A 13,532-nucleotide genomic window follows, 5' to 3' on the forward strand; every position below is an offset into this window, starting at 1 on the left:
GGGGGTGTTTTTATTTTGTGGGTTTACTACTAATACCTAATTGGTTGGGGATTCCGCCCGGTCGGGGGGGGCGCGCCCCCCGGGGGGGGCCCGGGCCCCCCCCCGGGGGGGGGGCCCCCCGCCACTGGTCACACCTCGCCTGGGCGGGCGCCGGCCGGATCCCGAGCGGCCGGCAGTTCCCGCTCCCCCTGGTGGATGGCGACGGTCGTCAGCCGATCCGGACCAGTTGCCACTGCTGGTTGTTGCCGCCCCAGTCGGCGTACTGGACGACGTTTCCACCGTCGGCGGTGGATGCGCCCTGCACCTCGACGGCCTTGTTGCTGTTGCGGTTGATCAGGCGCACGTAGCCGTCGGCCGAATTCGCGAGTCGGAACTGCTGGTTCGTGCCGTTGAGGTCGGACCACTGCACGATCGCGCCGCCGTCGGCGGTGGAGAAGCCGCTGACGTCGAGCACCTTGCTGGAGTTGCGGGACTTGACCCGGTAGTAGCCACTCCCCGAGTCCACGAACTGCCACTGCTGGTTGACGCCGTTGTTGCGCGTCCACTGGCTGATTCGCGCCCCGTCGGTGGTGGCCGAGGCGTAGACGTCCAGTGCCTTGCCGCTGTTGCGGTTCAACAACACGTACCAGGCGCTGGTGTCCACCCCGGAACCCGGCGGGGGCGTGGTGGGCGGGGTCGAGCCGCCGTTGAGGGCGTCCAGGACGGCGGTGTACGCGGCCTTCTTGTTGCCGTTGCAGTCGAACAGCAGCGCGTTGTCCGAACCACGCCACGAGTCGCAGTCGCGCACGCCCCAGGTGGTGATGCCGGTGCAGCGCGAGACGGCCAGGCAGGCGCGGGTGACGGCGCCGTAGATGTTGGCCTGGTTGCCGCCGGTCATCACGTCCAGCTCGGTGATCTGCACGTCCACGCCGAGGTCGGCGAACCGCTGCAGGTTGGCCTGGTAGTCACCGGCCAGTGAGGTGCCCAGGTGCGACTGGAAGCCCACGCAGTCGATCGGCACGCCACGGGACTTGAAGTCCCGCACCATGTTGTAGATGCCCGTCGACTTCGCGTTGATCCCGTCGGTGTTGTAGTCGTTGTAACACAACTTCGCACCCGGATCCGCCGCCCGCGCCGCCCGGAACGCCGCCTCGATCCAGTCGTTACCGGTGCGCTGCAGGTTGGAATCACGACGCCCACCACCACCACCATCGGCGAACGCCTCGTTCACCACGTCCCAGGCATAGATCTTGCCCCGGAAGTGCGTCGCCACCTGCGTGACATGGTTGATCGCCGCGTTGCGCAACGCACTGCCCGACATGCCCTGCGCCCAACCCGGCTGCTGCGCGTGCCACAACAACGTGTGACCCCGCACGCTCATGCCGTTGGCCTGCGCGTGGCTGACCAGGCGGTCGCCGCTCGAGTAGGTGAAGGTGCCCTGCTGCGGCTCGGTGGAGCTCCACTTCATCTCGTTCTCGGGCACCACACTGTTGAACTCACGGTTCAGGATGGTCGTGTAGGCGCTGGTGGACAGCTTGCCGACGGCGACGGCCGCGCCGAAGTAGCGGCCCTTCTCGGCGGCGGCCGCCTTCAGGGTCGTGCCGGCACCGGATGCGGGGGTCATCGCCACCGTCATGCCGGTGGTGAGGGCGACGGCGATTGACGCCGCAGCCAGCATCGTTCTCATGGATTTCATGGCGTTCCTTTTCAGTGGTTGCATCGGTGGTGGTGATGTGCCACTTCACTCGGGGCGACCGATCGGGGCGGTCATCCTGGCCGCCCGGCATCAGCACGCACAGTCCGAGAGGGCTGTCGCCGGCACCTGCCGGGTCCCGAGGTGACGTCCGCATGCCCTTGCGGACGTCGTGATCGGAGGTAACGACCCGTGCGGCTCGCCCGGTGAGCCACGACAGCGATCGTCCTCTATATCGAGAGTGAGCGATAACATGCCGTTCGTCAAGACGTAACGGGCCGTTCACGCCGATCTCCCGGAACGCCACGTTTCACCCGGTACCAAAGGCCCAGGGCAACAGTGCTCAGCCACGGTGGGGTCAGCTGACGGGTCGTAGCACCGGGCCGCTCGGAGCACGCCGGACGGCAACCCTGTTATCGCTCACAGTCGCCAGCCACCACTGTTCGCGGTTCACGAACTCCCGGCGGCCGGGCCACTCGGAGACGTTTGCGCCGAGCCGGCGTCGGCGCGCATTCCGGCGACCAGGTCGGCGGTGGTGTGGGCCGCGATGCCGGGCTGCGAAGCGTCGACGAACCGCTCGACGACCGCCCGGACGTGTCGCTCGGCGGGTGCGGCGAGACCGTCGTAGACGGCCTCGAACAACTCCCGCGCCGGCTGCCTGAGCCAGTCCCGTGGGAGGAGTTCCACAGGCAACTGCGGATCGAGGACGGGGAAGCGCCGGAAGGTGTCCATCACCTCGGTACGGGCCCGCACCGCAGCGGCGCCGGCGACCTGCCCGGACACCACGGCGGGCAACAGAGGCGTCCACCGCCGGAGGAACGCGTCATAGCTCCGGCTGATCGCCTCGATGTCCCAGGCCTCGATCGGCGCACGGTGAATGGTCGAGGCGAGCGCGGTCTGCCGCCCGCGAAACACGGTCACGGCGCCGAGGGTGAGCCGGTCGAGCTGGGCCCGAGCTGCGGGAGTCAGCTCCCGCGGGGAGATCCACAGTCCGTCGTACAGCGGTGCGTAACCGAGCCACCGGAGTTGCGCCCGCAGGGCCCGACGCTGCGTACTGCGATCCTGCGGCAGCGAGAAGGCGACGATCGTCCAACACCCGTCCCACCTCGCCGTCGAGGTGGTGGAGGCGAGAATCCAGTGCCCGCCGGCGGAGAGGTTGGCGGCGGCGGCACGGCTGAGCCGGTAGGAGCTGCGCCGTCCCAGTCGGCTGCCCTCCAACACGCCACGGCGGGCCAACCGACTGATCGCCGTCCGCGCTCCGGCCGTCGTCACGCCGGTCTCCCCGAGCAACGCGACGATGGCGGCGGACGGGAGGGCGACCCGGGTCCGCAGCGTGTAGTCCGCCAACAGGGTCACCGCGACACCCTGGGGCGAGTTGCCGACCTGCCGGCGGGGCAGCCGGAGTGGGTGGTCTCCGTCGTCCGGATAGATCTCGTCGATGTCGAAGAGGCTTGCCACAGACGCTCCGTGCTCCTCGGGGGACGGTATGACGACTCTAGACGGACCTCCGCGACTCGTCATAAATAGAGAACCCTCGATTGACACTTGTTGGCCCGAGGGGAACACTAATTGCCACGCGATGCCATCCGAAGCCGGGCTGGGCGAGCCACAGGTAGCGGGCAGCGTGCGATCACCGCGGGAGTCGGGCAGACCCGCGACCCGATCGCACGGCCAATCCCGCCTGCACAGCCAATCGAAGGAGTCGTCCGTTGAGAATCAGAAGGAAACTGCTGTTCGCCCTGGCCGCGTCACTGGTGGCGGCCGGCCTGGTGGCCCCAACTGTCGGGCCCGCGTACGCGGCGTCACTGACCGAGGTGACCAGCTTCGGTGACAACCCCGGCCGGATGCGCATGCACGTCTACGTGCCGGACAACCGCCCGGCCCGGCCGGCGGTCGTGGTGGCCATGCACGGCTGCGGCGGGTCCGGCCCCGGCTTCTACTCCGGGAGCGAGTTCGCCAGCCTCGCCGACCGCTACGGGTACATCGTGATCTACCCGTCCGCCACCCAGCAGGCCGGCTTCGGCAACTGCTTCGACACCTGGTCGGACGCCGCCAAGCGGCGAGGTGGGGGCAGCGACCCGGTGTCGATCATCAGCATGATCCGGTACGTGCAGCAGCAGTACGCGGCAAACCCGGACCGGGTCTACGCCACCGGCAGCTCGTCCGGCGGCATGATGACCAACCACATGCTCGCCCTCTACCCCGACGTGTTCAAGGCCGGCGCCGCGTTCATGGGAGTGCCGTACAACTGCTTCGCCAACGCGGCGGACTACCCGCCCGGCAGCAGCCAGTGCACCGGCGGGAACATGAACCGGACCCCGCAGCAGTGGGGTGACGCGGTCCGTCAGGCGTACCCCGGCTACTCCGGGCCCCGGCCGCGGGTGCAGCTGTGGCACGGCACCAGCGACACGCTCGTGCCGTACTCGCTGTTGCAGGAGACGATCGAGCAGTGGACCAACGTGTTCGGGCTGAGTCAGACACCCACCTCCACCGACACGCCGCAGGCCAACTGGAACCGGCGTCGGTACGCCGACAGCGGCGGCACCGTCCAGGTCGAGGCGTACAGCATCCAGGGGGCCGGACACAGTCTGCCCTCCGGCGGCATGGCCGCGTCCGCCATCGCGTTCTTCGGACTGACCGACCCCACGACGCCGCCACCCACGACACCGCCACCCACGACACCGCCGCCGACCACACCTCCCCCGACCACACCGCCGCCGACCACGCCGCCGCCAGCTTCCGGCGCCTGCCGGGTGACTGTCGACGTCAACGCCTGGAACACCGGGCTGACCGAGAACATCACCGTCACGAACACCGGCACCAGCGCCGTCAACGGCTGGTCCGTGGTCTTCACCCTGCCGGGTGGGCAGACCATCACCTCGGGCTGGAACGCCACCTACTCGCCCAATTCAGGGCAGGTGACGGCCCGCAACGTCGCCTACAACGGCGGTATCCCTGCCAACGGGTCGGTGAGCTTCGGCTTCCAGGCCACCCACACCGGTAACAACGCCCGACCGTCCTCGTTCACCCTCAACGGCGCGTCCTGCACCGTCGCCTGAGGCCAGTCCCGTCCACGAGCGTGCGCCGGTCACCACGACAGTGGTGACCGGCGCACGGTTCGTGCGTTGTCCGAGGTCAGCGGTAGCCGGCGGCTATCACGCTGGCCTGCACGGCGTTCTCGGTGGCGTCGGACGGATAACCGGCGACCATGGCCCCCTCGTAGAAGGTGCCGGCGCTGAGGTTCGCGCCGCCGTCGGGCTTGCAGCAGTCACCGCCACTGCCCAGGATGATCGCGCCCTGCTTCTTCATCGGGCTGTATCCCGGCGGAAGCGAGCCGTCATAGAGCGTGTAGAGGCTGCCGGACTGGGCGTTGCTGCCCTTGATCGCGAAGCGGGACGTGCCGTTGTTCTTCAGCGTCGCGGTCACGAACTTGCTGGTGAACGCACGCTGGTTCGGGTTCCAGGAGCTGCTCCCGCCGGGGAACAGGCCCCACTCCAGGTCCGCCTGCACCCAGGGGCCGGTGCCGGAGCAGCCGCCGAACCAGCACTGCTTGCCGAAGTTGATGGCGTCCATCGCACCGGCGGCGTCGGCCTTCCTGGTCGTCTCGCTGTTGCCGTAGTCGAAGCAGCAGCCGCTGTTGACGTGGGTGCCGCTGGTCACCATGTACATGCCCTCCGGCGCGGCGCCGGTCGGTACACCGGTCAGGTGCCCGTCCCGCCAGTAGCTGTTGCCGGGGTTGATGTAGAGCGAGTACGCCTTGGAGCCGCCCACCGTCAGAGACTCCGTCGTCGCGGTCGCCGGCCGGCTCTGCGGTGACCCCGGGACCACGCTCGACCCCTGGTACCAGAGGTCGTTGCCGCGCCCGGACTGGTCGAAGACGACGGTGATCACGCAGGTCGTGCCGGTGCAGAACGAATCCTGCGTCGCCGCGTTGGCGGTGCCGCCCGTGCCCGTGAGCCCGATGTTGCGGGTCGTGTTGTCCGACGAGCGCCGGACCTGGTAAAGGTTGCCGGCGTACGCCTCGTAGAGCGCCCGCGTGGTGCTGTGCGCCGCGATGCAGGGAGTGCCGCCCGAGGCGTAGATGTCGCAGGGGCGCGCGCCGGTCGGCGGGTCCGTCGGCGGGTCCGTCGGCGGGGTGGTGGTCGGCGAGGCCCACTGCTGGTTGGCACCGCCGTTGCAGGCCCAGAGGATCAGCTTGGTGCCGTTCGCGGTGGCCGCGCCGTTGGCGTCCAGGCAGAGCCCGGACTGCACGCCGGTGATGGTGCCGTTGCTGTTGACGTTCCACTGCTGGTTGTTCTGGCCGTTGCAGTCCCAGATGATTGCCTGGGTGCCGTTGGTGGTGCCGCGGCCGCTCGCGTCCAGGCACTTGTTGCCGTACACCTGGAGTTGCTTCGCCGACGTCCACGTCCAGGTCTGGCCGGCGGCGCCGTTGCAGTCCCAGAGTTGCGTCTGGGTGCCGTTGGTGGTGCTGGAGTTGGGCACCTCGATGCAGCGGCCAGACGGCGTACCGACGATGGTGGTGCTCTGCCCCGGCGTGATGGCGGCCGCCATCGCGGCCGATCCGGCGAACGGCGACGAGGCACCGGGGGTGGCGCCGAGGCCGACGACAACGCCGACCAGGGCGGCCGCCAGGGCTGTCAAACGTCGGGCGCGATGACGTCTCGGGATGAGTTCACGGGCTTTTCCTGGCCCGGTGGGGGACGGGGTTCGCACGAGGTGGCTCCTCGGAGTCGTGGAAGCGCGGTGGGGGTGTCGACGCGCCAGGGGGGTGGTGGTGATGGCGAATCGATTCGCAGCGAATCGTATGACCTTTGTTTAATTCATGTCAATGAATGCGGTGACGGGGTGGCGCGCTGGCCGTTGGGCGGACGGCCAGCACACCACCTCCCCAGGGACGCCTACCGCCCCAGGAGCCGCCACGTCTGGTTCAACGGGCTGCCCTGGTTGACCGCCTTGCAGGTCCACTGGTGAACCAGCGCGCCGGCCGCCGTGGAGACCGCGTTGACGTCGACGCACTTGCCACTGTGCCGGGCGACCAGTTGATAGTCGTGCGAGTCGTTGCCCGAGTAGGTCACCTTCCGCAGCGTGAACTGCTGATTGAGGCTGTTCAGGCAGGTCCACTGGTGCACTGCCGCGCCGTCGGCGGTGGACACTCCGCTGACGTCGAGGCACTTGCCGCTCTGCTGGTTGACCACCGTGTAGGTGTTGGCCACGCCGGCGACCGGGCGGAAGTTCCAGAACTGCTGGTCACCACCGTCGCAGTAGTTCTGCTGCTGGACGTTGCCGTCGGTGGTGCTCAGGCCGGGGTTGTTCAGGCACTGCTGGGAGTGCTGGGCCACCGCCACCGACTGGAAGCCACCGTCCGAGGGGGGCAGCAGCGTGACAGTGTACGTGTCGGTCTGGTTGGTGTACGGCACTGTCACTGTGGCGTTGTTGTTGGACACCCCGACCACGCTGTTCGAGACAGTGACCGGCCCGGCCACGGCACCGCCACCGTTGTGCGGGATGCGTTGGGTGAGGACCCTGACCTGGTTGTTCTGCACGACGCCGCTGGTGGTGTCCAGGCGTTGCAGGTTGACGGTCAGGTTCCCGGTGGTACGACCACCGCCGACCAGTACCTTCGCCACCCCGGCCGTCTTCGTGGCGTACGCGTCGTACGACTGGCTGGGGGTCACCGCGACGATCTCCCCGACCTGGGAGGCGTAGAAGCGGTAGTTCCACCACTCCCCCTTGGGCTGGTGCTGGCCGGCCGAGTTACGGATCAACAGGTTGCCGAGGTCGTTGTGCAGGCTGCCGCCGCTGGCCCAGTTCGCCCGCAGGCCGTCGGCGCGGGCCCGCTCCAGGCGCGCGATGTACCAGGCGCCGTCGGCCGGGTTCTGCTCGTCGGGCGCGCCGTACTCGTTGATCTGGTACGGGCGCGGGTGGGCGATGCCGCGCGGGTCGAGGGTGGCGTTGGCGGCGGCAACGTTCGCCACCGGGTCACCGGGCAGCGAGTGCCAGCTGATGATGTCCGGCACCGTGTTCGTCGAGCGGACGAAGTCCAGGTACTGGTTCCAGAAGGCGTGGTTGGTCGACGGCACGCAGGCGCAGCTCGGCCCGACGATGAGCTGGCTGGGGAACTCCGCCCGGATGCGCTGGTAGGTCCGGCGCCACAACTCCAGGTACTGGGAGATCGGCCGGTTCCAGAAGATGGTGATGTTGGGTTCGTTCCAGATGTCCCACTGCACCGACAGGCCGGACGCCCGGACGTCGTTGATCAGGCGGGTCAGGAAGTTGTCGTAGTCGGTCCAGTTGCCGTTGTCGCCGGGGAAGCGGGAGATTCCGGCGCCGTCGGCACCCCAGAGGTCGTGCGGCAGGATGATGAACTTGCCGCCGAGGGCTGTGGTGCGACGTGCCTGGGCGACTGTGGAGTTCCAGCGACGGTCGTAGGTGCCACCGACCCAGCCACTGCCCGGGAGCTGCGCGCCGCCGGCGCGCATGTACTGGAACTTGACGTCCCGGTAGAAGTGGTCGGCCGGACCGCTGGCGTTCTCGGTCATGCCGTAGATCCAGCCGGAGGCGCGGTAGGTCGGCGCTCCGTTGGTGGTGGCGAAGTTGACGCTGATCGACTCGTCGGCGGCCTGGGCGGGGGACGAGACGACGGTGACGGCGGCAGCGGCGGCGAGCAGGCCGACGACGAGTCGGGCCACGAGCACGCGGGCTCGTCCTGGCCTGCTGCGGGACGGGGTTTTCACGGGCGGCTCCTTGGTGGGGCGCGGGGACGCTCTCCGGAGGGCAGCGCTTGCGAATCGATTCGCACGGATCGTAGGACCGGGGACTGAACGATGTCAATGAAGTGACGGCCGGATGAAGACCGTGTTGCCCAGCTTTCCTCTTGACGCGGCCGACCAGCCCTTGACCCCTGGGTATGGCCAGACCTATCTTCGGGCGAACCGATTCGTCGAATCGATTCGCATACTGGCCGGGCTGATCCGGCCCGCGACGATCACATCCGCACGACCCCTGATGATCGATGTGAAGTGAGGCCACACATGACCGGACTCAGTCGTCGGCGGCGCCTGGCCGCCGTCGCCGTGATAGCACTCGCCGCAGTGACAGGCAGCGCCTGCTCGTCGTCCGCCGACAGTGGCGCTGACGGTGGCGCCTACCTCGTCTGGGACCCGTACCCGCAGTTCGCCGACGACTCCGAGTGGGTCGCGCTGCTGAAGAAGTGCGGCACCTCAGCGGGGGTGACGGTCGAGCGGACCGGCTACGACACCACCGACCTGACCAACAAGGCGCTGCTCGCGGCCCAGCAGGGAAACTCACCGGACGTGCTGATCGTGGACAACCCGGTCATCTCAACTCTGGCCGAGGCCGGTGCGCTCACCACCACCGACGACAACAAGCTGGACGTCTCGGCCATGGAGAAGAACCTGCTCGGCGCCGGCCAGAGCGGCGGCAAGACCTACGGGGTGCCGATCGGGGCGAACACCCTCGCCCTCTACTACAACAAGGATCTGCTCACCGCCGCCGGCGTCGATCCCGCCGCCGTCAAGGACTGGACCGCACTGACCGCGGCACTGACAAAGGTCAAGGCCAAGGGGAAGAAGGGCATCACCTTCTCCGCGATCGGCACCGAGGAGGGCAGCTTCCAGTTCCTGCCCTGGTTCTGGGGATCGGGTGCCCAACTGACGAGCCTGGACTCGCCGCAGGCGGTGTCCGCGCTGACGCTCTGGACCGACTGGCTCAAGCAGGGCCACGCCCCGAACTCCGTCATCAACAACACCCAGACCACGAGTTGGCAGGAGTTCGCCACCGGCGACTACGCGTTCGCCGAGAACGGCACCTGGCAGCTGGCCAACGCGGAGAAGCTGGGCTTCTCGTACGGCACGATCGCGATCCCGGCCAGTGCGGGCGGCCCCGCCCCGGCGCCCACCGGCGGTGAGTTCGTCTCCATTCCGGTGCAGAAGAAGACCGGCCGGTACGAGACGTCGCAGAAGCTCGTCACCTGCCTGACAAACGCCGACAACCTCCTCACCACTGACACCACGCTCTCCTACGTCGCACCCGTCGCCGCCGTGCAGGAGCGACAGGCCACCGCGGACCCCAAGCTCAAGGTCTGGGTGGAGGCGGTCCGGGCAGCCAAGGGCCGCACCGGTGACGACCTCGGCACGAAGTACCCGAAGATCTCCGAAGCGCTGTGGACAGCGGTGCAGTCGGCCCTCAGCGGCGGGAAGTCGCCACAGGAGGCACTGGCCGCCGCGCAGACCGCCGCCACCACCAGGTAAGCGATCCGACCCGACACCATGCCCTCCACGACAGAGACCTCCACCGACGTACGGGACCAGGGTGGGGCGGCGACCGCCGTCCCACCTGGGTCTCCCCCGTCCCGTGCCCGCCGGCCCAGCCGATGGTGGGCGTGGGGCTTCCTGGCACCCGTGACCATCTACCTGGCGGCCTTCTACGCCTACCCGCTCTACCGCAACGTCGAGTTGAGCCTGCGGGAGTACACAGTCCGCTCGTTCGTGCAGGGCGGAGCGCCCTTCGCCGGCCTCGACAACTACCGGACGGTCCTGACCGACCCGGCGTTCGGGCCGACGCTGACGCACACAGTGGTCTTCACAGCGGCCTCGCTCGCCTTCCAGTTCACCATCGGCATGGCCCTGGCCCTCTTCTTCCACCAGCACTTCCCGCTGTCGCGCACGCTGCGGGCGCTGATCCTCGTACCGTGGCTGCTGCCGCTGATCGTCTCGGCGTCGACCTGGTCGTGGCTGCTCAACAGCGACTCGGGGCTGGTCAACGCGGCACTCGGGGTCGTCGGGATCGACCCGGTCAACTGGCTCACCTCGCCGGGCTGGTCACTCACCTCGGTGATCATCGCGAACGTCTGGATCGGCATCCCGTTCAACCTGGTGGTGCTCTACAGCGGCCTACAGGCGATCCCGACCGAGATGTACGAGGCGTCCGCGCTCGACGGCGCGACGGGGTGGCAACGGTTCTGGGGGATCACCTTCCCGTTGCTGCGGCCCGTCTCCCTGATCACGCTGCTGCTGGGGCTGATCTACACGCTGAAGGTCTTCGACATCATCTGGATCATGACGAAGGGCGGCCCGACCAGTTCCTCGGCAACGCTCGCCACCTGGTCGTACCGGCTCGGCTTCGGCAACCTGCTGCCCGAGTTCGGTCCGGGCGCGGCCATCGGAAACCTGCTCATCGTGCTGGCGCTGATCGCCGGCCTCCTCTACATCCGGATCGAGCGGAGGCAGCAGCTGCGATGACCACCTCGACGCCTCGGGCCTGGTGGAAGACCGGCGTCGGCCTGGTGCTGACCGGGCTGATGCTCTTCCCCGTCTACTGGATGATCAATGTGTCCTTCACCCGGGACCAGGACATGCGGGCCAGTCCCCCGCACCTGTTCCCCACCAACGGCACGCTGGACGGCTACCGGGCGGTGCTCGACCAGCAACTGCCGTACCTCGGCACCAGCTTCCTGGTCGGCCTCGGCACTGTGGCGCTGACAGTGGCGCTGGCCGCTCCCGCCGGTTACGCGCTGGCGAAGCTCCGGCCACCCGGCGGCCCGGCGCTGAGCTTCGTGCTGCTGATCGCGCAGATGATCCCGGGGATCATCATGGCGATGGGCTTCTACGCCATCTACCTCACCCTCGGCGTCCTCAACACGCTGCCCGGCCTGATCCTGGCCGACACGACGCTCGCGGTGCCGTTCGCAGTCCTGATCTTCACGGCCTTCATGTCCGGCATCCCCGACGAGCTGCTCCAGGCCGCCGTGGTCGACGGGGCCGGACGGCTGCGGACCTTCTGGTCGGTGGTGCTGCCGGTCAGCCGCAACTCGATCGTCACGGTGTCGCTCTTCGCGTTCCTGTGGTCCTGGTCGGACTTCATCTTCGCCTCGACCCTGGCCGGCGGCGGCGACTACCAGCCCATCACCCTCGGCATCTACCACTACATCGGCAACAACAACCAGCAGTGGAACGCCATCATGGCCACCGCCGTCGTCGCCTCGATCCCCGCAGCCGTGCTGCTGATCCTGGCCCAGCGGTACGTCTCGATGGGCGTGACCGCCGGCGCCGTCAAGGACTGACCATCCGCGGCGGTCGAGGACTGACCACCCGCACCACAGAAAGGCACCCGCCACCCATGACCGTCGCCCCGTCCGGTCCGGAGTTCGGAATCCAGGACATCCCGTTCAGCTACCGCGGATCCTGGTTCAACATCTCCCCGGTGGTAGCCGAGAAGACGTACGCCGACGACCTGCACCTGGTCTCCCACCAGACCGGGCTGCACCCCGTACTGCGGCTCACCCCCACCGTCGCCGGCACCACAGTCGTCGCCACGCCCGCGCTGCTGACCTGGCGAAACGGGGCCGACCGGATCGAGGCCGTCTACGACGGGCCGGACACGGTCCGGATCCGGGGCCACCGACTCGGCCTGCGGGTGGCAGCCGCCGCGCCCACCCTAACCCCCTTCAGCGGCACCTACCTGTACGCCGACCCGGTCGACGGATCACACGTGTTCACCTCGTACGAGACCGGTCGCCGATACCGGATCACTGTGCTCTCCGGCGCTCTGCTGCGCACCAACGGCGCGCAGGCGCTCGGCACCGCCGACCGATTCCTGGACCTTCCCGGCGACCAGCCCTGGGAGATCGCGATCGAGGAGTACGCCACCGCCCGCCGCCCGTATGCCGGAGCGGTTCCGTTCGAGCAGTTGTGCCGTGACCGGTTCGCCGAGTTCACCGCGTTCGTCGACGCGATCGCGCCCTGGCGCGGCCCGGAGACCCCGGCCGCCGAGCTGGCCGCGTACGTCCTGTGGTCGGCCACCGTCGCGCCGGCGGGCTTCGTCACCCGGCCGGCCGTCCTGATGTCCAAGCACTGGATGGACAAGGTGTGGAGCTGGGACCACTGCTTCAACGCGATCGCCCTGGCGGCCGGCGAGCCGGAGCTGGCCTGGCACCAGTTCCAGTTGCCCTTCGACCACCAGGACGAGGCCGGCGCCCTCCCCGACTCGGTCACCCACTCCGAGGTCCTGCACAACTACGTCAAGCCCCCCATCCACGGCTGGGCCCTGCGGCACCTGCGCCGCCGCCTTCCCCAGCCGCCGGACCGGGCGGCGCTGGCGCAGACCTACGACCGGCTCGCCCGCTGGACCGGGTTCTGGCTCGACGCGCGGCGCGCCCCCGGCCACGACCTGCCGCACTACCAGCACGGCAACGACAGCGGCTGGGACAACGCCACCACCTTCGACGAGAACCGGGTCCTCGAGACGGCTGACCTCGCCGCGTTCCTGGTCTCGCAGCTGCGCTGCCTCGCCGACCTCGCCACCGAGCTGGGTGAGCCCGCCACCCGCTGGTCCCGGGAGGCCGACCGGATCCATCAGGCCATGCTGCGCGACCTGTGGGACGGCGAACGCTTCTGCGCCCGAGACCCCCGCACCGGGCACCGGCGACCCAGCCGCAGCCTGCTCGACCTGATGCCCGTCGCGCTCGGGGCCGACCTACCGGCCCCGGTCGCCGCCGCGCTGGCCCGCGGCGTCGAAACCCACCTGACCACGCACGGGCTGGCCACCGAGCCGACGGACTCGGCCCACTACCTCGCCGACGGCTACTGGCGTGGCCCGATCTGGGCACCCTCCACCGTCCTGGTCGAGGACGGTCTGCGCCGGGCCGGGCAGACCAGGATCGCCGACGACATCAGTCGGCGCTTCCTCGCGCTGTGCGAGAAGTCCGGCTTCGCGGAGAACTTCGACGCCGAGACCGGCACCGGGCTGCGGGACCGTGCCTACACCTGGACCGCCAGCAGCTATCTCATCCTCGCCGCCGCCCAGGAGGAGCGGCGGGTCACCGGCGGGTAGCCGGTTCGGA

General features: G+C 68.9%; 10 protein-coding genes. 6 read left to right on the forward strand and 4 right to left on the reverse strand.

The genetic code is table 11. The features are described from left to right. Window positions 1-208: 208 nt before the first annotated feature. Together AB0K35_RS15385 and AB0K35_RS15390 are read right to left on the reverse strand one after the other, a co-directional pair. Complete coding sequence (locus AB0K35_RS15385) at window positions 209-1,666, reverse strand: endo-1,4-beta-xylanase (RefSeq protein ID WP_238666870.1); 1,458 nt, start codon at window positions 1,664-1,666, stop codon at window positions 209-211. Window positions 1,667-2,122: 456 nt separating this feature from the next. Continuing rightward, on the reverse strand, window positions 2,123-3,130 hold the full coding sequence (locus AB0K35_RS15390) for a PaaX family transcriptional regulator C-terminal domain-containing protein (protein ID WP_357366950.1): 1,008 nt from the start codon (window positions 3,128-3,130) through the stop codon (window positions 2,123-2,125). A 251-nt stretch (window positions 3,131-3,381) separates the two neighbouring features. Here AB0K35_RS15390 and AB0K35_RS15395 point away from each other — a divergent pair, with 251 nt between their 5' ends. Beyond that, window positions 3,382-4,731, forward strand: a complete 1,350-nt coding sequence (locus AB0K35_RS15395) for a PHB depolymerase family esterase (protein WP_363885784.1) — start codon at window positions 3,382-3,384, stop codon at window positions 4,729-4,731. A gap of 76 nt (window positions 4,732-4,807) precedes the next feature. Here AB0K35_RS15395 and AB0K35_RS15400 read toward each other — a convergent pair whose 3' ends face one another. Both AB0K35_RS15400 and AB0K35_RS15405 read right to left on the reverse strand, forming a co-directional pair. Beyond that, entirely contained in the window at window positions 4,808-6,313 is a 1,506-nt protein-coding gene (locus AB0K35_RS15400) for an arabinofuranosidase catalytic domain-containing protein (protein ID WP_238666844.1), read from the reverse strand. Window positions 6,314-6,570: 257 nt separating this feature from the next. Beyond that, window positions 6,571-8,406, reverse strand: a complete 1,836-nt coding sequence (locus tag AB0K35_RS15405; protein ID WP_363885786.1) for an RICIN domain-containing protein — start codon at window positions 8,404-8,406, stop codon at window positions 6,571-6,573. Window positions 8,407-8,518: 112 nt separating this feature from the next. Here AB0K35_RS15405 and AB0K35_RS15410 point away from each other — a divergent pair, with 112 nt between their 5' ends. From AB0K35_RS15410 to AB0K35_RS15430, 5 genes are all read left to right on the forward strand, one after another. Further along, window positions 8,519-8,695 (forward strand): hypothetical protein, encoded by a 177-nt coding sequence (locus AB0K35_RS15410; RefSeq protein WP_363885788.1) that lies wholly within the window; start codon window positions 8,519-8,521, stop codon window positions 8,693-8,695. An 8-nt stretch (window positions 8,696-8,703) separates the two neighbouring features. Next, a complete protein-coding gene (locus AB0K35_RS15415) occupies window positions 8,704-9,942 on the forward strand; it encodes an extracellular solute-binding protein (RefSeq protein WP_238666841.1) in 1,239 nt (412 codons plus the stop codon). A gap of 150 nt (window positions 9,943-10,092) precedes the next feature. After that, on the forward strand, window positions 10,093-10,932 hold the full coding sequence (locus AB0K35_RS15420) for a sugar ABC transporter permease (RefSeq protein WP_357286598.1): 840 nt from the start codon (window positions 10,093-10,095) through the stop codon (window positions 10,930-10,932). Then, window positions 10,929-11,753 carry a carbohydrate ABC transporter permease gene (locus AB0K35_RS15425; RefSeq protein WP_238666839.1) on the forward strand — a complete coding sequence of 275 codons (825 nt, stop codon included), beginning with the start codon at window positions 10,929-10,931 and terminating at the stop codon, window positions 11,751-11,753. Before AB0K35_RS15420 ends, AB0K35_RS15425 begins: the two co-directional genes overlap by 4 nt. Before the next feature lie 56 nt (window positions 11,754-11,809). Next, window positions 11,810-13,522, forward strand: coding sequence for a trehalase family glycosidase (locus tag AB0K35_RS15430; protein ID WP_363885791.1), 1,713 nt, complete (start codon window positions 11,810-11,812; stop codon window positions 13,520-13,522). Window positions 13,523-13,532 lie beyond the last annotated feature (10 nt).

The organism is Micromonospora sp. NPDC053740 (assembly GCF_040677775.1).
GTDB lineage: Bacteria > Actinomycetota > Actinomycetes > Mycobacteriales > Micromonosporaceae > Micromonospora > Micromonospora alfalfae.

Coding starts and splice junctions, on each gene's coding strand:
- AB0K35_RS15415 (WP_238666841.1), top strand. CDS start 8,704: ATGACCGGACTCAGTCGTCGGCGGCGCCTGGCCGCCGTCGCCGTGATA.
- AB0K35_RS15425 (WP_238666839.1), top strand. CDS start 10,929: ATGACCACCTCGACGCCTCGGGCCTGGTGGAAGACCGGCGTCGGCCTG.
- AB0K35_RS15430 (WP_363885791.1), top strand. CDS start 11,810: ATGACCGTCGCCCCGTCCGGTCCGGAGTTCGGAATCCAGGACATCCCG.
- AB0K35_RS15385 (WP_238666870.1), bottom strand. CDS start 1,666: ATGAGAACGATGCTGGCTGCGGCGTCAATCGCCGTCGCCCTCACCACC.
- AB0K35_RS15410 (WP_363885788.1), top strand. CDS start 8,519: ATGAAGACCGTGTTGCCCAGCTTTCCTCTTGACGCGGCCGACCAGCCC.